Raw genomic sequence first — 22597 nt, forward strand, 5'->3', positions numbered from 1 at the left:
GTCTGAATGCGAGGCAACGGGACGCTGAATGGAAAAAATAGTGAGGGTAGGTGGGGTAGGTTTGGTAGGGGAAGTAGGTGTGGTAGACGTATCAAGCTGATGCACAGATACTTGCGGAAAGCAGTTCGTAATTCGTTTATTTCCGGCTTTTGGCTTTTAATTTTTAAACGGGCGAAATACGGATAGCGTTTTGTCAGATATTTTCTTGATTTGTTAAACGCTTTTTGCGGTTATGTTAAATATTTCTTCAGCATTATGTTAAATGCTTTCAGGCAGTTATAAATCTTGTCTCTCTATTATATCCTCATACTTATAAGATATGTGTCGTATTGTGTCTCGAATGGCTTGAATGCCTCGGAAACGGCGGTCGGCGAGCCGAACAGCCTCCTGATTATGTCAGCCTGTGCCACTCCGCCATCGTTTACCGGCGATCGGACGAGAGCCATGCTGATGATAGCGGCGGTTCATGTCCGGTCTGCCGGCAGGTTTTCACCTTTCCGCCATACGTCCGTTATGGGTCATTTCTTTGTCGTACGCTGTGTGGCTGCCGGCTGCTTCAGGTCGTAGTGGAAGTAATCGAACCGTGCGGTGCCGCCGTTTTCTTTCGTATTGTAGCAGAACAGTCCCGGCCGCACGCCTTTCCAATAGCCGTCGCGCATGGTGAATGACGCTCCGGCTGGAACGAACCGTTTTCCGTCGGTGCTGTAATAAAACCGGTTTATGTTTCTCTGATTGTCGATGGTGGCGCGCAGGTATACCACTCTTGGCTTGCCTTTCGATGATTTCACGTTGCGGTCGACAATCTGTCTTTTTCCGTTTGCCTCTGTAAAGATGCCGTCGCGGCAAACGCCGACGGCTCTGAATTCCTTGCCGATGAGCAGCAAGCCCGCATAGGTGTCGGTCGAAATGTTTGTACAGTCGACGGCCGTGGTCACCTCGCCGGGCTGTCCTATACTCTTCTGCGTGAGCATGTTGCGGCAAAACCGCAGGCTGTCGGCTTCCATGGCGTGCAGTGTCAGCCAGCCTTCGCGTTCTGTCAGGCTCCAAGCGCTGTCCACAGGATTATGGCACCACTGCCATTGCAGGCCGAGAGCGGTTTGCTTACGGCCTCGCCAGAACAGGCTGTTGCCGGCAAACTCATCGCTCATCGCCGGTATTTCGGGTCTCATGTCGCTCTTGGGAGCAGGCTTCGAGTATGCGGTCACAGGCTCGCCGATGCCGTTCCCATCGTAGTCTTCGCCTATTTCTATCCAGCCGTCGCGCCAGCGGGCCGGTTGCAGGTGCGTCACCCGGCCGGTAGAGGGGACAGACTGGAAGTGGATGAACCACCAGTCGCCGTTCGGAGTGTCTACAAGCGCGCCCTGATGCGGGCCGTTTATGGCTGTGGAGCCTTGTTCGAGAACGATGCGCCGCTCGTAAGGACCGTATATGTCGCGCGACCGCAGCATGGTCTGCCATCCCGTGCGGACGCCTCCTTCCGGAATGCTGAGATAGTAATAGCCGTCGCGTTTGAGCCATTTCGTGCCCTCGGCCACGGGGCCTGTGTATACCGTTGTGCCCTCGTCGAGCAGTGTTTTGCCGTCGGCGCTCATGCGGTGCACTATTATCGGGCCGGCTCCATGCACGCTGTGGCCGAGATATGCCTGTCCGTCCTCATCCCAGATGGGGCACGGGTCTTCCCATTTCTCCACTTCCTTCACACAGTGCAGCGGCGCCCACGGGCCTCTGGCGTCGGTGGCGGTACTCATGAACAAGCCTTCGTGCGGAGTGCAGAAGAACACGTAGAACAGTCCGTCGTGATACCTGATGCTCGGTGCCCACGAGCCGCCTGCGTACCGTTTGTTCGCATCCCAACCCGGCATGTCAAACCTGTCGTATATCTGGCTGATAATCCGCCAGTTGACGAGATCTTCCGATTCGAGAACCTGCATGCCGATGAAATGAAAGTCGGAAGCTACCATGTAGTACTTATCGCCCACCCGGATGACGTCCGGATCGCTGTAATCGGCGTTGAGAACAGGGTTGCGGTACGTGCCGTCGCCCATGTCTCCCCATGTCGTTTGTTGCTGTGCCCTGCATAGGGCGGCGCATAACAGCAATATCATTATGCCGGCGGTGTATCTCATCATGCTTATGTATCTTATTGTTATGGGGTGTGTCGTGCCTTTGTCATGCCGTTATCCGGTTACGGCCTGTGACGTGACGTGTGACGTTCGGTCACGCGCCTCTTTGTCTTGTGCCCATGCGTGCCTCAACAACGTTTACAACATAGTCTCCGAGTTTCTCGCACTCGCTCACGATATCCATGTACATCGTGCCCATGGCGTATGTATATTCGTGGTTGTTGACATCGTTGATGTTCTGGTTCTTGAGTTGTGTGCGGTAGTTGTTGATTTCGTTTTCGATGTTAAACGAGCGGTTGGCGTCGAAGTTGTCCTTCCGCCCGCTGAGCAGGGTGTTCATCTGCGTGAGCGAATCGTCTGTCAGTTCGAGCATCTGGTGTATGCGTTCATACTGTTTTTCGGTGAAGTCTTCCTTTCCGGAGTTCTTCCTGCTGATGGTGCGCGCTATGTTGTAGCAGCTGTCTCCGATGCTCTCTATCTCGGATATCTCCCTGAGCATGGTGCGTATCTTTGCCTTTGTGTCGTCGCTCAGATGCCCGTCGCTCACGCTGTCGAGGTATTTGGCTATCTCGATCTCCATGTTGTCGCTGATACTCTCGTACTTCTCTATTCGTGTGAAGAGTTTGGTAAAGGCCGCTTCGTCCTTTGTTCCGAGCAGTTCGCGTACAAATCCGAACATCCTTTGTATGCGCTTGGCGAACGACTGAATCTCTTTCTGCGCTTCAAGTACCGATAGCTCAGGGGTTTTCATGATGTTGTCGCCGCCGATGTAGCGTAGCCGGAACTCGTCTTCCTCGTCGTTCCTCTTCGGTTTTATAGCCCAATTGCAGAATCGTTCTATTTGTGGTATGAACCAAATCAGTATCGCTGTGTTGGTGATATTGAACGCTGTGTGGAATGCCGCCAATACGAACGACAATCGCACGGGATTGATATGTTCGGTCATCGGGTCTACTCCAACCGTGGAGCACACTGTGTTTACGAACGGATAGAAGCATGCAAGTATCCACGACACGCCGAATACGTTGAAGAACAGGTGGGCCATTGCCGCGCGTCTGGCTTGTGTGTTTCCGGTGAGGGCGGCAAGGTTCGCGGTCAGTGTGGTTCCTATATTCTCTCCCATCACGAGCGCGATGCCGTGGTATATAGACAGTACGCCGCTCGTGCAGAGCACCATCGTGATGGCCATCAGTGCGGCGGACGACTGCACGATGCATGTGAGTATGGTTCCGATGGCAAGGAAAAGTACGATGGTAATGAAGCTGTCATGGTCGAACGAGGCAAAGAAAGACGCCAGTTCGGCGTTGTGTCCCAAGTCCATCTCCTTGCCCGTCTGGCTGAGTGCGCCAAGGGAGAAGAACATAAACGCCACTCCGAATAGGAAATCGCCTATGTATCTGTGTCTGCGCATGTATATAAGTATGATGCCTGCGAAGAATGCAGGCCATACGAAGTCCGTGATGTTGAACGAGAAACCGGCACTCATTATCCATGCCGTGAGCGTGGTTCCGATGTTGGCGCCCATGATTACCGATATGGCTTGCGTCAAAGTCAGCAGCCCGGCGTTTACGAATGACACCGTCATTACCGTCGTGGCGGATGATGATTGCACTGATACGGTTATGAACATGCCCGTGAGCATTCCTGTAAAGCGGTTCGTTGTCATGGCTCCGAGGATATGGCGCAATTGCGATCCGGCCATTTTTTGCAGGGCTTCGCTCATCACTTTCATACCATAGATTAGCAGTGCCAAGGCTCCAATCAACTTAAAAATAATAATTAACGACATATTTTTTATTTAATTAAAATGCTACCGTTTTCTTTTCTCGGATATTCTGAGTAACTTTACGGCTGTAAATGTATAACCATTAAAATGATACGAGAATGGAAAAGATGTTACAAATACGTTGCAAAAATAATAAAAAAATTAAAAACTTTCGCATCGGAAGTACACTTTCTGAGATATTTGATGAATTTGATCTGGATATGCCTTTCGGCCCGGTCAGCGCAAAAGTGAACAACAAGGTGGAGGGACTGAATTACAGGGTGTACCATAATAAAGATGTGGAATTTCTTGACCTGTATTCGTCCTCGGGGCAACGGTCGTATACCCGGACGCTCTTTTTCGTGTTGTGCAAGGCCGTTCACGACCTTTATCCCGACGGCCATGTGAAGATAGACATCCCCGTGTCGAACGGTTATTATTGCGATCTGTCCATCGGGCACCCTGTCAGCGATGCGGACGCCGCCGCCATCCTTGGACGTATGCGCCGGATTGTGGCCGAGGCCCATCCCATACGCCGGCATGAGACCACCACGGAGAAAGCGATAGAGATGTTCCGTGCCTTGGGCACGTACTCTAAGGTGAAACTGCTCGAAAGCGTGGGAAGCCTTTATACCGTGTATTACGATATCGACGGATATTGCGACTATTACTACGGTTCCTTGCTGACAAACACTGCCGACCTGCATCTTTTCGACCTCGTGCGCTACTACGACGGCCTGCTTCTGCGCATACCGTCGCGCAAAGACCCGTCGGTGCTTGGCAAGTTGGTGCGTCAGGACAAGATGTTCGAGATATTCAAGGAGCATCATCACTGGCAGGATATTCTCGGAATGAGCACCATCGGCGACCTCAACGAGGTGATAGCATCCGGCAACAGCACCGAGCTTATAAACGTGTCGGAAGCGTTGCAGGAGAACAAGATAGTGAAAATAGCCGAGCGGATAGCCGAGCGGCGAAACGTCAGGATGGTGCTCATTGCCGGACCGTCGTCGAGCGGCAAGACCACGACTTGCAAGCGGTTGTCTATCCAGCTGCTCGCCAATGGCATACGGCCGATAGGCATCTCGCTCGACGATTACTTCGTAGACCGTGAGAAAAGCCCCCGCGACGCGTCGGGCGATTATGATTTCGAGAGCCTGTATTCGCTCAATATACCGTTGCTCAACGAGCAGATGAACGCACTGTTCGCAGGCGAAGAGATCGAGTTGCCGCGCTATGACTTCCAGACGGGACGCAGCGAGAAGAGCGGGCGCAGGCTCCGTCTGAAAGGAAACGAGGTGCTTGTGGTTGAGGGGATACATGCCCTTAACCCCGAACTGACGGCCGCCATACCCGAGGAACAGAAGTTCAGGGTGTATGCCTCCGCCCTTACCACTATCCTGTTAGACTCGCACAACTATGTACCCACGACGGACAACCGTCTGCTGCGCCGGATCATCCGCGACCACAAGTATCGTGGCATGAGCGCCTTGGATACCATACGTCGCTGGCCGTCGGTGCGTGCGGGAGAAGACAAGTGGATATTTCCTTACCAGGAGAATGCCGACGTGATGTTCAATACGGCCATGCTGTTCGAGCTTGCCGTGATAAAGACGCAGGCCGAGCCGCTTCTCGAGCTTGTGCCCGAGTGCGCTCCCGAGTACAGCGAGGCCCGCCGCCTGCTTCGTTTCCTTCGTTATATAAAGCCGATCACCAACGATGAGGTACCGTCTACATCGCTGTTGCGCGAGTTTCTCGGAGGAAGCTCGTTCAGATATTGATTTGAGGAGTTGTGGAGTAAGGAGTTGTGGAGTAAGGAGAATACTTTCTGGAATTGACTATTCCTTAAAGTATTCTCCTTATAAAATCAAAAAGCCGTGATTTGTGTATGAAACAATCACGGCTTGATTTTTATTTGTCGTTAACTGCCCAAAGAATATTTATCCACATCTTTGAGCATGAAATCTTGTTCTTGTTCTTGAAAGTATTCTCCTTACTACTCAACTCCTTACTACTCAACTCCTCAAATCACAACAACCTCTTTGCGAAATATCTCACCGGATACCACACCGACACGAAGCCTACGGCTATGACGGTGATGAAAATCACGATGATGTCGTCCGGATGCACGCTCACCGGGTAGGCGTCTACCACGAAAGAGCCCGACGAGCGACCCAGTCCCACGATGCCGTAGGTCTGTTGCAGCCAGCAGAGCAGCAGGCCGAGCGCAATGCCGGCCACGGAGCCTATCACGGTGATGAGCCTCCCCTCGAAGAGGAAAATCCTTGTTATCAGTTTGTCGCTCGCTCCTAAATTTCGCAGTGTCACCACGTCGTTTTTCTTCTCGATCATCAGCATCGACAGGCTTCCGATGATGTTGAAGCATGCCACGATTAGGATGAACGTAAGAAAGACATATGCGATGAGCTTCTCTATTTTCATTATCTTGAACGTGTCTTCCTGCTGCTCGTACCTGTCTCTCACGTAGTATTTGCCTCCTGCGATATTCTTCATCTCGGCTTTCACGGCGTCGAAGTCACTTCCCGGCTTCAGGCGCAGTTCGAGAGACGTTATCATTCCCTGGCGGTCGAACAGCCTCCTGGCAAACGCAATGTTAGTCAGTATGTGGCCCTTGTCGTATTTGGCTTGCTTTACGTTGAAGAGCACACCCGGAGAGTAAAGCTCGTCTTCCACAAATCCGTCTTCCACGTCAGTCATGCTCAGTTGCCCCTCGCGCCTCGGCGCGAATATCCTTATCGGGTTGCGGTAGGTGAATCCGGTGCCGAGCGTCTCGGCCAGGCGTATGCCAGGTATGCCGTATGATATGTCGGCGGCATGCAGCTCGTATGTGCCGTCGCCCACAAGTATCTCCCTTATGTGTGTCAGGCTGTCGAAATTATCCTCCACACCCATTATATTCACCATCGCCTGGCGGCCCTCATACATGGCCAGCGCCATGTCTTCCACCACCTCCGTGGCTACTTCCACCTGCGGGAGAGCCTTTATGCGCGTCAGCACCGGGTCGTCGGCCGGAGCGTCCTTGCCTGTCACGGGAGTGACTTTAATCTGCGGGTCGAACGTGGTGAAGAACGATGCCACCAGGTCATGGAAACCGTTGAACACGCTTAGCGTCACCACGAGCGCCATCGTAGCCACCGCCACACCCACCATGCTGATGCCGCTGATGATGTTTATGGCGTGCGTGCTTTTCTTTGAGAAGAGATAACGGCGCGATATGTATAGCGGCAGTATCATTCCTCTTTCAGCAGTTCGTCGATATGTTCGATGTAGTCGAGCGAGTCGTCCACGAAGAAGCGCAGCTCGGGGATAATCCTCAACTGGTGGCGTGTGCGTGTTCCCAGTTCGTAGCGTATTGTCTTCTCGCTCGATTTGATGTTGGCCAGTATGTCTTCGGCCTTGTCGCTGGGGAAAATGCTCAGATAGGCGGTGCATATACTGAGGTCGGGCGACACCCTAGTGCGTGTCACCGACACCATTATGCCGCGTGTCATCCGTGTCTGTTGCTGGAATATGATGCTCAGCTCCTTTTGCAGCAGCCTCGCGATTTTGTTCTGTCTTGTCTCTTGCATAATTTCAAAATACGATGTTGATGATGTGTATACGGTATGTGACGGGTGCCGCTGCAGGCATGCTTTTCCTCGTTTCTCATGTCGCTCCGTGCGTATGCCCGTCCTAATCCCATGCAAAAATACTCAAAATCCCGTAATTAGCAGTCTGTTGTGGCAAAAAAACGAGTTGCCGGCCGAGTTTTCATCCTCCTTCCTGTGGTATTCTCTTTCCGCCGGATAATAACCGGCCGTATAGTGAAGTGTATCGTGATTTCGCTTGCATTTTCGGCGGTTTGATGCTAACTTTGTGATATAAAAACGCTTTAAAACCATGGAAACAACGAATAATTTTTACAGCACGGGCGCTCTGTCGCATGCGGCCGGTATGGCAGGCATCCACAATCAGGTTTCGCGCCCCGCCACAGATATATGGCGGATGTGCATATTTATACATCCGGTCTTGCCTGTGATTTTTGATAAGCAAGGGCCAGCGGTGACGCACGCTATGGCTATGTAGCGCGCACGAAGGGAATTTGCGGCCGTCCGGTACCATGTACTCGGGGCATCCGATGCTTGGCATCGGGTGCCTTTTTTTGTTTTCAGGTCTTTAAAACCCTTGTGACAAGCCTCTTTTTGCCGTGCGTTAAGCATCTAAACGCGACGCGACGGGATACCGAATGGAATGTAACGGGTATCCCATTGCACGGGGCAGGCTTTTTCTTCGGTTTTATTCGATGTTTATGGCTCGCACAGTGAGGTAAATATCAAAAAACGCAGGAAAAGCGCTTGCGTATTCGCCCCATTTTTGTATAAATATTCATTTGCGCGACACTGGTGGCGGTTTGTCTTTTATGCTGCGACCTGTACTGTTTATCGTGTTTTCGCAGAGGTGTCAGGCTTGTTTGTGCTTGATATTTTATTTACAAACATCTGTGTGCCATGTCTCTGCGTCGTTTGTCCGCATGCGTCGTTTGCTGTCTTGGTCTTTTTCGTGCCGGGTTTTGTAATTAATATTTATTTCAGTGTTTTAACGCCTTTATTTGGCTTGTCGTTAAGTCTTATAATACCCGAATAATTGATAAAAACATTATAATATTGCCCCCCCATAAGGGGGCTTTTGCAATGCTTATAATTTTTTATAATTTTGTACCGATTAATCACTAACAAACTACAAACTTTATAAAACAATCTTGAAACAGAGAATTTCATAGTTGGATATGGAACAGTATGAGTCCGGTTTCCGGGCCGCATTTGTCGGCTATATACGTTGTTGTGTCGATGTTTCCGGGTTTGACGAGAATTATTAACAAATATTATAACCAATGAACAAAAGAAAAGATTTGTTTATTTCGTTGGCTGCGCTTCTTCTGTTAGGGGGGGTGAGTTCTTGTAAGGACGACCTGTCCGAGAGCGACCATTACAAGTCGCCCGACTGGCTGAAAGGTAATGCCTACGAAGTGTTGCAGGGAGAAGGCAATCACGGAATCTTCCTGAGAGGTGTCGATTTGTCCGATTATGCCTCTATCGTGAGGGGCAACAGTATCGTCACGGTCATGGCGCCGGATGACAATGCGTTCAGGACTTTCTTGAAGGAAAAGGGCTATTCGTCCATCGACGACCTGAAACAGAAAGACCCGCAGTATCTCAACAAGCTCATCGGATACCATCTGATGTACTATGCTTACGACTGGTCCAAGATGGTGAACTTCCGCCCTGACGACGGCGATGCCGGTACGGACGAGGACAAGGAAGTGATGGCGGGCTACTTCTACAAGCACCGCACGCACAGCATCGACCCGATAGAACAGCAGCGTGTGAAGCTGACGCCCAATGCCACCAGCGACACGCTCATCAACATCTATCATTACGAGCGCTACCTGCCGGTGTTCTCAAACAAGATGTTCGAGACTAAGGGCATAGACGCGGCGTACAACTACAACTATTTCTATCCCGGCACGGAGTGGAAAGGAAACGCCGGCGCCAACGGAGTGTTCAATGTAGCCAATGCGAAGGTGAAAGACAGCAGGAATGTTGTCACCGACAACGGTTATCTGTATCATGTGGACCGCGTGATTGATCCGTTGAACACAATATACGACGAGTTGAGGTTTAATCCCCAATACTCCAAATATGTGGAACTGTACGACAAGTACTCTACATACGAGCCGGCATCCGAAGATATAAACAACTCGCTCGGATACATAGCATACGTACACCGTCACGGCACATTGCCTTCGATAGCTATGGAGTGGCCGGTGTTAAGCTGGCAGGCCGTCGCCACACTTGAGTATGCGGGATACAATGTATTCGCTCCTTCAAACGCGGCGATAGACAATTTCTTCAAGACGTACTGGACAGCCGAGGGCGGATATACCTCGCTCGACAATCTTGACGACCTGATACTTGAATATTTCCTGTTGCAGTCGTTTGCCAAGGACAATTTCATAGTGTTCCCCGAAGAGATAAAGGCCGGAGACGTGCTCACGGTTTACGGAACGCCGATAAACATCGACCCGGAGCAGGTGACAGACAGGAAGATATGTGCCAACGGCATATTATACGGTATGGATAAGATGGACGCCCCGGCGATATTCTCTTCCGTTGTGGGTCCGGCGTTCAAGGATAAGAACTTCCTCACATATCTGTATGCTCTTACCGGTTCGCAGCGTATGCTCTCGCTTGCGTCACGCAACACAGACTTCGTGACACTCATGCCCAACAACACACAGTTCGAGAAAGCCGATCCGGCAATGCGCCTCTATTCCACTACTACCGGCAAGCAGTTGCAGCAGTACAGCAGCGATGCCGGTGATTTTGTGGAGATGAGCTCAGCCTCTATGGAGCGTATCGTGGACATGCACACCGCACAGAACATAAAGAGCCTGTCAGACAACGGCACGCAGGTGGTGGAGACCAACCTGCCGTACAACTATTGGTTCGTAAAGGACGGTAAGATAACTACCAACGCCCTTTTCAACCAGAAGCTTGAGCCTACATATACCGGCTCGCCGTTCGTGGACCTCCACTTGCAGGCAAACAATGGAGAGGCATGGGACAACGGAAACTCTTACTCTTACGACGCTGAGGCCATCTTCGAGGCAGCGAGCGGCGACGGACTCGCACGCCGCCTGGCTATATGCAACGACAAGAACTATTCTTATTATATGTTCGCGCAACTGTTGCAGAAAGCGGGTCTCTCCGTAGGTAACGGACTTTCTACGAGCATAGTCTTACCAGGCGACCGTTTCTTCGCTTTCATTCCCACCAACGCGGCTATCGCGGCAAATCTCGACAAGATTCCGGGTGCAGGCAAACTGACGGTAAACGACGGTATTCTTTCGGGCACACCGTCGTCTTCCGAGAAGACGCAGCTGGCAAATTACCTGCGCTCATATTTCGTGACTTCCACCATGAACTCGTTCACCTCATATCCATATATAGGATCTTCGTGCAAAGGTGAGTTCAATACCACCGGCTCGGACAGGGTAAACGTGTCTGACGACGGTACAAAGCTGACAGTCAATTTCGTAGGCTCCGGCAATACGACGACTGTCATTCCTGATTACAATTATCTGCCGTTCGCCTTCAATGACGGATGCTTCCATCTTATCGACGGCATACTGCAATGATAAAAACGACGATCATGAACAGAATTAAATCAATAAAAATAAACGTGAGAATATCACTTCTGATGGTTATGCTGGTATCGTTCGGCATGGCGGCTTCCGCCCAGAATGTGATATCGGGTATCGTTTCGGAGATGGTGGGCAACACTAAGGAGCCTGTGCTTGGCGCCAACGTGGTGCTGGTGAACTCTCAGAACCGATATATCAAGGGTGCGGTGACCGACTTCAACGGTAACTATACGCTCCAAGTGCCGGCAAACGCGGGCAAACTGAAAGTCCGTGTGTCATATATCGGTATGAAAACCAAGACCGTTAACTATAACGGACAGACAACACTTAACTTCACGCTTGAGAGTGACGAGGCCAACAAGGTAAAGGAAATCAAGGTCGTTTCGCGCCGCTCCGACCGGATGGGTGTGTCACGTCTTGAACAGACATCGTCCATGCAGACACTGCAGGTGGGTGAGATTGTGGAGCAAAGCCCCATCGGAACAATCGAGGAGGCTCTGCAAGGACAGATTTCCGGTCTTGACATCAACCTCGGCGGAGACCCGGGTGCGCGCAGTTCGATACGTATCCGCGGTACGAGTACGCTCGACGGCGATGCCGAGCCGCTCATCGTGGTCGACGGTGTGCCTTACGATGTTGATATTTCCAATGATTTCAGTTTCCAGACCGCCAACGAGGAAGACTTCGGTGCGCTTCTGAACATCGCCCCGTCGAACATCGAGAGCATCGACGTGCTCAAAGACGCGTCGGCTACCGCCATATACGGCTCGAAGGGAGCAAACGGTGTGCTGCTCATCAATACCAAGCGCGGCTCATACGGAAAGACACAGTTCTCTTTCTCTACCAAGTTTACCGTGAAGAAAGAGCCTGCATCCATCCCGCTGCTCAACGGCCGCCAGTATACTTCGCTGATGCAGGACGAGCTGTGGAACGCCGCCAACTCGAAAGGTATATCAAATGCCTCTTCCGAAATGGACATGCTCTTCAATGCCGATGAGATAAACTATAACAAGGCATACAAGTACTATGACGAGTATAATTGCGATACCGACTGGCTCGATGCCGTGAAGCAGGACGCCGTCATCACGGATAACAACTTCTCTATGAGCGGTGGTGGTGAGAAGGCAACATACCGTTTCAGTCTCGGATACTACAATGAGCAGGGTACCACAAAGGGAACAGGTCTCGACCGTCTCTCGACCCAGTTCAAGATTACTTACAACTTCTCCGACCGTCTGCGCGTGCATACCGACTTCTCGTTCACAAACACTGAGAAAGAAGCGAATGTGCTTGATAATGCCCGCTCGATGGCCCAGAAGAAGATGCCTAACTTAAGTCCTTATTGGATTGATGACGTGACAGGATTGGCCACAGGCAGATACTTCATGCAGGAAAGTGACTTCCAGGGAGGTTACAAGGATAACTATAACCCTGTGGCACTGGTGGATCTTGGTTTCAACAAGACAACCATGCGCGAGGAAAAGATGAAGGTAATGCTTGAGTATGAATTCCCGTTCCACCTACGTTTCCAGGGTTGGGTGGCACTCAACATGAAGACAAACAAGAATAAAAAATTCTTGCCGCAGGAAGCTACGGGAGTGCTGTGGACAAACTCAAATGCCAACCAGGCAACCGACGCCACATCAGACGGATTTACACTGCAATCGGAAGCTAAATTATTATATAACAATGTACTTGGAAAGAAGCACGGACTTACGGCGACAGCCATCTTCCGTACTTACCAGAGCCAGTCGTTCAACAGCTCGAGCGTGACATACGGTAACGCCTCTTCCAATCTTTCAGACCCCGTGGTGGGAAGCGTGGTTTCATCATCAGGTTCAGGAAACTCGGAGGCCCGCTCGGTATCGTTTATCGGTCAGGCCGTGTACTCTTACGACGAGCGTTACGTGCTGAAAGCGTCTGTCAACTACGAGGGTAACTCGGCGATGGGCGGCAGGAACCGTTTCGGTACATACCCGGCGTTCGGTCTGGCATGGAACATCGACAAGGAGCACTTCTGGAGCGAGTCGTTCCACAAGTGGTTCACCGAAGGTAAACTGCGTTTCGGTCTCGGATGGGCAGGTAAGGCTCCTTCCGGTGCCGCACGGTACTACGGTGCGTACACCTCGCTCGGCCAGTATATGGACATGCAGGCCATACACGCGATCCGTATGCAGCTCGAAAACCTCAAATGGCAGTCTACCCGTGAGTATGACTTCGGTGTGGACCTGCGTCTGTGGGATAAGTTGAACATCACGTTCGACTACTATGACAAGAAGACATCAGACCTGTTGCTCAAAGACACCAAGCTGCCGTCTACCACAGGTTACGACAAGATAGCGTGGATCAACTCGGGTGTGCTCAGCAACAAGGGTTTCGAGTTGCGCTTCGACTATCAGGTATTGAAGAAGAAAGACTGGTTTGTGAGCGTTAACGCAAACATCAGCCGCAACGTGAACAAGGTAGAGGAGCTACCGTCTACATATAAATATGAGAACTATACGTTCGGAAACGGAAACTATGCTCTCCGTATTCTTGAAAACGCTCCTATCGGTTCGTTCTACGGATACCGCTACAAGGGTGTATACCAGAACGCTGAAGATACATACGCACGCGACAAGAACGGCACCGTGATGCGCGACTACAACGGTAATCCTATAATCATGCGTAACGGTTCCACGCAGGCTTTCCCCGGCGATGCCAAGTATGAGGACATCAACCATGACGGTGTAATCAACGAGAACGATATCGTATACCTCGGCAACGCCAATCCGAAACTCATCGGCGGTGGAGGTTTCCAGGTGAAATGGAAGGACCTCACTCTTACCACATTCTTCTACGGCCGTTTCGGACAGAAGATTATCAACAAGGCTCGTATGAACCTTGAAAGCATGTATGGTACCGGAAACCAGAGCACGGCGGTGCTGAGCCGCTGGCGTGCCGAAGGCGACCAGACGGATATCCCGCGCGCACTTTACGGCATGGGCTACAACTATCTCGGTTCGGACCGTTTTGTCGAGGATGCCACATTCGTTCGCCTGAAGACATTGTCGCTTAGCTGGAACGTGCCCAAGAAGTTGCTCCAGAAGCTGAACTGGGGCATATCGCGCGCCAACGTGTTCGTGACAGGATACGACCTGTTTACATGGACGGGCTATAAAGGTCAGGATCCCGAGGTTAGTCTGCCATCGGCCACAAAGCTTGTGGAAGACAATGCCACAACTCCTGTTTCCAAGCGTTTTGCATTTGGTCTAACCGTTAATTTCTAAGGAACAATGAATAAGAAAATAAATATATTGTTAAGCCTGCTCTGCCTGATGTTCACAACATCATGCAACGACTGGCTTGATCTCAAACCTAATAACGAGCAGGTCACCGATGATTATTGGAAATCGAAAGAAGACGTGGAGTCTGTTGTGACCTCGGGCTACTATTACATGCGTGATTGCGTGCCCAATTACATCAAGTGGGGTGAGTTGCGCGGTGGAGCGTTCTACTCACGTAACAGTGACGATGTGAAGCTGCAAGACTTCAACCTTACTCCGAGTTATAAGTTGTGCGAGTATTCGAATTTCTACAAGGTCATAGACAATGCCAACTCGGTAATCCACTATGCCCCGGGAGTAAGAAGCCTGGACAATACTTACTACGAGTCTGTGATGAACTCACACCTCTGCGAGGCTTATTTCCAGCGTGCTTATTCTTATCTGGTATTGTTGAAAAACTATCAGAGCGTGCCTCTGATAACAGAGCCTTATGTGGATGATACCAACTCCTTTGACATAGCCAAGTCTACGGAGAAGGAGATAGTGGATCGTATAAAGAAAGACGTTGAGACCGCTCTTGCCACCGGAGCCGCGAAAGGTTCTTACGAAGTGGACTGGCAGACAAAAGGCCGTGCCACGAAGTGGGCTCTCTATGCCCTTATGGCAGACGTGTGCCTGTGGAACGGGGACTACGACGATTGCGTGAAGTACTGCGATATGATACTGAACGCCACGGATGCGTTCCGCCCGGTGTTTATCACAAATACCAACGACTGGTACACGATGTTTTATCCCGGAAACTCAAACGAAAGCATATTCGAACTGAACTGGGACTACAACATAGAGCTTAAGAACAATAACTTCGCTTCGCTGTGGTCACAGTCTACGTCCTCACGCCTGATTTTCACCAATGAGGCAATGGAGAAGATGCGTACCGAGACGGAAGAACTTGAAAAGGCCGGAATGTCGCCGGAAGGCCGTATGGGACGCATGATGCTCGGAACATATGTGACGGATAACGGTTCGCCGTATCAGACCGCAAACACGTTCTATATGTGGAAATACAACGGAACCGACGTGCAGGATGTTACCGGAGGCGTGCGTTCTCATCAGGACGCTAATTTCATAATCTATCGTGTGGCTGAAATCATACTAATGAAGGCACAGGCAGAGATTATGAGGGGCAACTACCGCGAGGCCGTGGCTCAGATAAACCGCATACGCAACCGTGCCGGACTGGCCAACTATAATAATATAGATCTCGACAGCGAAGATTCTGATGTATTGATCGGGCTGCTTGACGAACCGACACTGCTTGAGGAAGTGCTGAGTCAGAAAGAGCTTGAATTCATGGGAGAAGGCAAGCGCTGGTATGATTTGCTCTGGTTCGGAAGAATAAAGGACAAAACGTATAAGGAAGAATTCATCAGTGAGGTGCTCAAGGGCAACCAGACCACCAACAAGGCGTGGATTCGCTCGGTGCTTGTGGATCCCAATGCATGGTACATGCCTATACCGCAGGCGGATATCGATCATAATCGATTGCTCGAACAGAATCCCTATTATGCAACAACTAATTAAGGAGGGAAAGAAATGAAAATATTGAAAATGCTTAATAGAATAGCGGCAGGCGCAATTCTTGCGCTTACTGTATCGGCATGTGACTCGGATGTGTTCAACATAAATGCCGATCCGTTTAAAGATCAGACATATATTAATATTCTGAACTCGCCGATTTCAGTGTATCTTGAAAGCGAACCCGATTTCACTGAATATGTGAAAGCGCTCAAATATTCGGATACATACAATGCGCTGAACCAGTCGACATCGGGTGTAAGTTTCACGGCGTTCGCTCCGACCAATGAGGCTATGCAGGACTTTTACAGCCGCAGGGGTGTGGAAGGATTGGAGAATTTGTCAAAGGATTATGTGAGGGCGTTCGTGCTCTATCACACATTGCCGGACTCAATACAGGCTGAGACATTCGTGACAAAGACCTCCGTGACCAACCTTTCGTCAGACAATATCAGCATTTCGATCGACCCTGATAATGCCGGACAGGCGACACTTAATGACGAGGGACAGGTAGTCCAGATGGGAATAAGCGCTTATAACGGTAAGATATATGTGTTGTCTAAAGCGATGACTCCGCTTGTAGAGACGGTATATGAGCGTGTTTTGCAGACCGGCACGTCAAACATAATGGCTGCCGCCATGCGTGAGACCGGCTGGGACAAGGAGCTGTCCGTTATTGCCGATACTGTGATTGTGGATGGAAAGAAGACAATCAGTAAACGTTATTATACCGTGTTCAATGTTTCTGACGCGGTATTTGGCGAGGCCGGCATCGGAAGTCTGGATGACCTGAAAACGAAAATGGCCGCCAATGACGACAGGGGAGTAGGCGTGGACAGCCTTCTGCGCGAGTATGTGGCTTATCACGTGATGACCAACATGTATACGACGGCAAATCTCGGAGAGGTTACCACGACAGATACACGTATCTGGAACTCGGCGGCGAAGAATCAGGTGTTCACTGTTAAGACCGATACTCTGACGACTGTCGAGGCAGACAAATATGTTCTCAACGGTGAGGGCGTGAGCGCCAAGTTCATTCCCGAAGCCTCCAATGTACTGGCAAAGAACGGATATATGCACCAGCTGACCTCATGGCTGCCCGTTTGGGAGCCGAAACAGTCGGTGGTCGTATGGGATTTGGGTGACTATACCGAGATAAAGAATATCGTTAGTCCCGAAGATTACCAGCCTGCAGAGCCGGTGGCATCGGAAAGCAGGACACGCGTGGCCAACGCCGCTTGTTTCACGTACGAGATGAGTGAGTCGGGAACGAAGAACAACTCGTTCAGTGACATTGACTATGTGACGAGCAAGTCATATAAGATCAGCGGTAACACGGTGAAAGCGAACAATAATGACAAGGTTGTGTTTAATCTGGGCTATATGGGCTTTGTGCAGATGCCTACACCGACCTTGGTAAGAGGCAAGTACAAAGTGGAACTTACTCTCATCTATACCGCTACACAGAATTTCATGCGTCAGCAGACAAAAGGAAACGGCGGACTTCTGCGTATGACTTTTGACGACAGGGAGGAGACAACCGTATTCACCGCACCGTATACGAAAGTACCGAGCGCTTTGCCGGGTATATACACATCCACGATATACGATGAGGTAGAGTTTACCGAGACATCATCACATAACTTTAAGTTTGTTGTGTTGGATCCGGCCGCAAGTTCGGAGTCTGGTTTCAGCTTGCAGTTCGATTGCATCACATTCACACCGATTGAATAATGAACACTTAATAAAGCAAACAGTTATGAAAAAAGTAAATATAAGCATTTCCCGTTGGCTTTTCCGCACGTCATGCGCGGCCATGATGGCTTTCGCTTTCGCTTCCTGCTCGAACCTGGAAGACAACGACCATTATGGAAACGGCTCTACGGTAATAAACAACAACGAGTTGAAAATCGTTAACATGAGCAGTGCCGAGTACATGAACAGCCGTGCGGATTTATCCGACATGAGCAATCTGTTCAAGGAAAACGGCATATATAGCGAACTGAACAAGAAAGGACAGCTCAGCACCATGCTTGTGGTTACGAACGATAACTACAGGCAGCCTGACGCGGATGATGTCGTGTTTGTCACGAAGTCGCATGTCAGTGACGTGTCGGTATCTCCCGCCAATTTGCATAACGGTGAGCGTCTGATGATGTGGCATGGAAAATATGTCAACGTCACCATGGACGAAGAAGGCGAGCAAGGAGCCATTGTGGATCATATAAAGTTCAACAACGCATCGGTGAAAGAGGTTATCCAGACAACCAACGGATATATCTATGTCATCTCCGATATGATAGAGACTCCTACTTCGTTGTCGGATTTCATCAACTCGCTTGACGATAATTATTCGATATTCAAGGATTTGGTATTGAGCAGCGGAGGAAAGGTGTTTGACCGTGTGAACAGTAAGCCGATAGGTGTAAACAATGAGGGCAACACTGTTTATGACACGGTGTGGATATATACCAACGCGCATTTTGAGGAGAAAGGCTTCGACATGAATTCGGAGTCGCTTACCGCCACGATGCTTCTGTTCTCGAACGATGTTATCAATGCCGCTATGTCAGAAGCGCGTGCGCGTCTGACAATGTGGGGAATGGAACGTCCGGACTCGGCTCTTCTTAATTGGATCAGGGACGTGAGCTTCTATAACAGGAGATATACGGCAGACCAGTTGCAGAATGCCGAGGCAGAAGACATCAAGAGTATTTTCAACAAGCAGTGGCGTACAAACGCCCATTCGATAGACAAGGAAAATCCGATAGAGCTGTCTAACGGCATTGTCTATAATGTGAATAAGGTACACATGCCCAACAATCTGCTTATGTATCGTCTGAAAGACAAGTTCTATTATTATGAGAATTGCACGGATGCACAGAAAGAGGAGTATTTCAAGATGACCAACATGGTCTTCTCCAAGTGTAAAACCGATGTCGCTGCGTGGACTCCGCTGTCAGGCGTATGGCCGGAAGTGGAATACCGTGTTCTCATACTTGGCCCCGGTGATGACGGTCCGCAAGGCAATTTGTGTCTTGATTTTACCCCCGTCAGATTGAAGGAAAACATAGGTGGCGGAACATCTGTCGAGCCTTATTTTGTCCCGCCGGGATCATATCGTCTGGCTATGGGTTTCAAGCAGAATCAGAACATGACAATAAAAGTGTCTGTACTGGTAAACGGCCAGGTGGTATCGGTTTCAAATCCGATTACTCTCGGTTCTGCCACCACTTATCACTATGACCGTGGCGCGACATTGCCCGACAGGTATCCGGAAGGTTACGATCCCTCCAAGCTGTCTGACAAGAAAGCCGGCAATTATGATACCGACGGCGGTCCAATCATAGATGAGGTTGTCATTCCTGATGTGAATGGCGACGGTTCCGCTTCACAGATTGTTATTCGTATTGAGGCAGACAACTGGAATGAACAGACCGGTATGACTTTGCACCACTGGTGTCTGCGTCCGACAGTAAACAACTACTAAGAAAAAATTAACGATATGAACGAAAATATAAAAAGATTTGTTCTGTGTCTGAGTCTGTCGGCCGTTTTCACGACCGATGGATTCGCACAAAAGTTGACCGGTAGAGTGGTGAACTCTGCCAATCAGCCGATTGCCGATGTCGTCATCACAAGCCCCGGCTGCACGACAACACGTTCGGCAAGCGACGGAACTTTTGCGATGGACAGTGTCAAGGCTGGCGCCATTGTAAGTTTCCGCCATGAGGGATTTTATACAAAGACGGAATATCTGAAGAATGCCGACGTGACAGGTTTGAACGTCTATATGGTGGAAACTGACAAGACACGTTACAACGAGACCGCATTGTTGCCGCACGGCAAGTATGAGAATGATATGTCAGTGGCCGGTGTGAGCAATGTGAACCGTAAGGACTTTGCGTTGGGTTCCATGTCGATAGACAAGGCTCTGAAAGGAAGTGTCACCGGACTTAATGTCGTGAACAAAAGCGGTATGACCGGTGAGGGCGCTTACATGCAGTTGAGAGGTATCAAGTCGCTTGTGGCGGAGAATTCTCCTCTTGTAGTGATAAACGGAGTGCCTTATATGCCCGATATGAATATGAGCCAGATCATAAACGGCTATTCACGCTCCATATTCCAGGCCTTGAACGGTCAGGATATTCGTAATATCACAATACTGAAGGGCGCTGACGCCGCTATTTACGGTTCGCTCGGTTCAAACGGCGTGATAATGATCGAGACCGACCAGGCAACTTCGACAGATGTCAATACGCGTATATCTTTCTCGGCTATTTATGGCTTTAACTGGAACAACCGTCGTATACCGGTGATGAATTCAAACCAGTACAAGAGCTATTTGTCCGATATGGGTCTTACATATTACGATAATATGGAGGCTTTCTTTAAGGATTTTACATTCTTGTCCGATCCTAACGCCAACAAGGCCTATCTGTATCAGTACAACACAGACTGGCAGGATGAGATATACCGAAACAGCAACACTATGGACTACCTGTTCCGTGTGGAGGGTGGTGACAATATTGCCAAGTACAATATCTCATTGGGCTACATGGGTGATGACGGTACATTGAAGAGCACAAGCAGCCAGCGCTATAACACTCAAGTCAATGCGTCTGTGCTGGTGAGCAAGAAACTGGAAATCCAGGCCGCCATTAACGCCGCTTATCTGACGGGTGACTATCAGGAGCAGGGAATGTCTTACGAGACAAACCCCATGTTGGCGGCATATCGCCGCAGCCCGTTGCTGAGTCCGTGGAAGAGCGATATGTATGGACACCTCATCAATACCTATTCGAGCTATAAGTATGGAGCGATAGAGAAAGACGACTTTTTCGTGTCAAACCCTCTTGCCATTGTGAACACTCTTTACGGAAAAAGCCGTCAGTATGACATGAACGCGAAGATACAGTTGATTTATAATCCCATCGCGAACCTTACCATTAACGGTGTAGTGGGAATGTATTACAACTATAATCAGGAAGAAGCTTTCATTCCGGGCAAGAACAACAATGACATAGTTCCTTTGTTTGACCAGTATGGTAAGGCCGAAAACTCTGTCAGGATAGGTACCAATCATACTTTTAATATGTATTACGGAGCCAATGCCGTATACAAATGGAACCTGAACCCAGACAATAAGTTCAATTTCATGGCCGGTTATCAGGCGTTGCTTACCAGCTATGAGTATGATGCCGCTTTCGGCCGCAACTCTAACAATGACTATTACCAGACATTGGGTGACGCCCAGTCGTTGGGTAAGTACTTCTCCGGTTATAACAATAAGTGGAACTGGATGAACTTATATGCCCATGCGGACTATACATTCGCAAATCTGTTGAAGGTCGGTCTGTCCGCATCGTGGGACGGCGCGTCAAGTATCGGCAAGGATGCCACACGCATGTCATTCTATCCGGCAGGAGAGGTTGTGGTCATGGCAAAGCAGTTGCCCGGCTTGAATACTTTTGATTTTATAAACAAGTTGAACCTTTATGCCAACTATGGACTTACGGGTAACAGCCGTTACAGCAGCAAGCTGGGTAAATACTATTATACATCCCGTCCATATCAGACAATCGCAGGTATTGTGCGCGCCAACGTGCCTAATACCAAACTCGAGGCAGAGACCGATTACACTTTGAATCTCGGTGTTGAGACATCGCTGTGGAACAACCGTGTAGACCTTGGTGTCGGATATTACGACATCAATGCCAAGAATGTCCTCATGACCGGTGTGCGCTCTTCTGTTCTCGGAACGAGCACATACTATAATAATGACGCGGAGATATCATCTTCCGGTTTGGAGTTGAGCTTGGCGGTGGCACCGATCTATACAAAGGATCTCAAATGGACGATCGGTGGAAATCTTACAACGCTCAAGAACGAGGTCAAGTCTCTCGGAAACATCAATGACATAGTCACTCCGCTCAATGACGGCGCAGAGATTATCACTCGTGTGGGAGAGAACCCCTATGCTTTCTATGGCTATAAGACAAACGGCGTATTCTCTACGACAGCTGAGGCTGCCGCCGCAAATCTTTCAAACCGTAGTGGTGTGAAGTATCAGGCCGGCGACATGCGTTATGTGGACATGAATAACGACAATATAATCAACGATGACGATAAGGTTGTTATCGGTAGCGCTACTCCCGATTTCTTCGGTAGCATTTTCACACGTGTGGAATACAAGAACTTCGCGCTTGACGTCACAATGGCATACTCGGTAGGTAACGATGCTTATAATGCCGTGCGTCGTGTGACGGAATCCGGTTCAGACTTCTCCAATCAGAGTATATCCATGGTTCGCCGTTGGTCTATGGAAGGACAGGTTACAGACATTCCCCGTGTGATGTACGGTGACAAGGTCGGAAACAATGACTTCAGCGATCGTTGGATAGAGGATGCCTCTTATCTCAAATTGCGTGATGTCACGTTGAGTTATACATGGAATAAGCCCCTCTTCAATTTCATTCAGGGAGGAACACTCTTCGTAACCGGTGAGAATCTTTTCTGCATTACCGATTACCTTGGTCTCGACCCGGAATTCTCTTATTCCAACAGTTCGGTATACCAGGGTGTGGACTATGCCAAGGTTTCCGCTCCGCGCTCGATAAAGTTCGGTGTAAATCTCAAGTTCTAATTGATAAAATACAAA

At 49.7% G+C, this 22597-nt stretch carries 12 protein-coding genes; 7 read left to right on the forward strand and 5 right to left on the reverse strand.

What is annotated here, in order from left to right; translation table 11 throughout:
- Window positions 1–296: 296 nt before the first annotated feature.
- The 3 genes from MoGM_RS13065 to MoGM_RS07550 all read right to left on the reverse strand — a co-directional run bounded on the left by MoGM_RS13065 (window position 297) and on the right by MoGM_RS07550 (window position 3912).
- Window positions 297–446, reverse strand: a complete 150-nt coding sequence (locus MoGM_RS13065) for a hypothetical protein (protein ID WP_158249580.1) — start codon at window positions 444–446, stop codon at window positions 297–299.
- 72 nt (window positions 447–518) lie between these two features.
- A complete protein-coding gene (locus MoGM_RS07545; protein WP_233210208.1) occupies window positions 519–2105 on the reverse strand; it encodes a glycoside hydrolase 43 family protein in 1587 nt (528 codons plus the stop codon).
- A gap of 112 nt (window positions 2106–2217) precedes the next feature.
- Entirely contained in the window at window positions 2218–3912 is a 1695-nt protein-coding gene (locus MoGM_RS07550; protein WP_104369474.1) for a Na/Pi cotransporter family protein, read from the reverse strand.
- A gap of 95 nt (window positions 3913–4007) precedes the next feature.
- On the opposite strand from MoGM_RS07550, the gene MoGM_RS07555 reads away from it, so the two are divergent.
- A complete protein-coding gene (locus MoGM_RS07555; protein WP_104369475.1) occupies window positions 4008–5669 on the forward strand; it encodes a nucleoside kinase in 1662 nt (553 codons plus the stop codon).
- 247 nt (window positions 5670–5916) lie between these two features.
- Here the strand turns inward: MoGM_RS07555 and MoGM_RS07560 are convergent, their stop codons facing one another.
- On the reverse strand, window positions 5917–7143 hold the full coding sequence (locus MoGM_RS07560) for an FtsX-like permease family protein (protein WP_104369476.1): 1227 nt from the start codon (window positions 7141–7143) through the stop codon (window positions 5917–5919).
- Complete coding sequence (gene rbfA / locus MoGM_RS07565) at window positions 7140–7478, reverse strand: 30S ribosome-binding factor RbfA (protein ID WP_104369477.1); 339 nt, start codon at window positions 7476–7478, stop codon at window positions 7140–7142. Before rbfA ends, MoGM_RS07560 begins: the two co-directional genes overlap by 4 nt.
- Before the next feature lie 1301 nt (window positions 7479–8779).
- Between rbfA and MoGM_RS07580 the strand changes: the two genes are divergently transcribed.
- Genes MoGM_RS07580 through MoGM_RS07605 form a run of 6 tightly spaced genes read left to right on the forward strand, consistent with a single transcriptional unit; the run spans window position 8780 to window position 22582 of the window.
- Window positions 8780–11086, forward strand: a complete 2307-nt coding sequence (locus tag MoGM_RS07580) for a fasciclin (protein ID WP_104369480.1) — start codon at window positions 8780–8782, stop codon at window positions 11084–11086.
- A gap of 14 nt (window positions 11087–11100) precedes the next feature.
- Entirely contained in the window at window positions 11101–14361 is a 3261-nt protein-coding gene (locus MoGM_RS07585) for a SusC/RagA family TonB-linked outer membrane protein (RefSeq protein ID WP_104369489.1), read from the forward strand.
- A 6-nt stretch (window positions 14362–14367) separates the two neighbouring features.
- Entirely contained in the window at window positions 14368–15939 is a 1572-nt protein-coding gene (locus tag MoGM_RS07590) for a RagB/SusD family nutrient uptake outer membrane protein (RefSeq protein WP_104369481.1), read from the forward strand.
- A 12-nt stretch (window positions 15940–15951) separates the two neighbouring features.
- On the forward strand, window positions 15952–17670 hold the full coding sequence (locus MoGM_RS07595) for a DUF5108 domain-containing protein (protein ID WP_104369482.1): 1719 nt from the start codon (window positions 15952–15954) through the stop codon (window positions 17668–17670).
- Window positions 17671–17695: 25 nt separating this feature from the next.
- Complete coding sequence (locus MoGM_RS07600) at window positions 17696–19426, forward strand: hypothetical protein (RefSeq protein ID WP_104369483.1); 1731 nt, start codon at window positions 17696–17698, stop codon at window positions 19424–19426.
- A 15-nt stretch (window positions 19427–19441) separates the two neighbouring features.
- The gene (locus tag MoGM_RS07605) at window positions 19442–22582 is read left to right on the forward strand and encodes a SusC/RagA family TonB-linked outer membrane protein (RefSeq protein WP_104369484.1); all 3141 of its coding nucleotides are present in this window, start codon (window positions 19442–19444) and stop codon (window positions 22580–22582) included.
- Window positions 22583–22597: the final 15 nt, after the last annotated feature.

Origin of the sequence: Prevotella sp. MGM1, from assembly GCF_002933775.1 — a bacterium.
Classification (GTDB): Bacteria; Bacteroidota; Bacteroidia; order Bacteroidales; family Bacteroidaceae; genus Prevotella.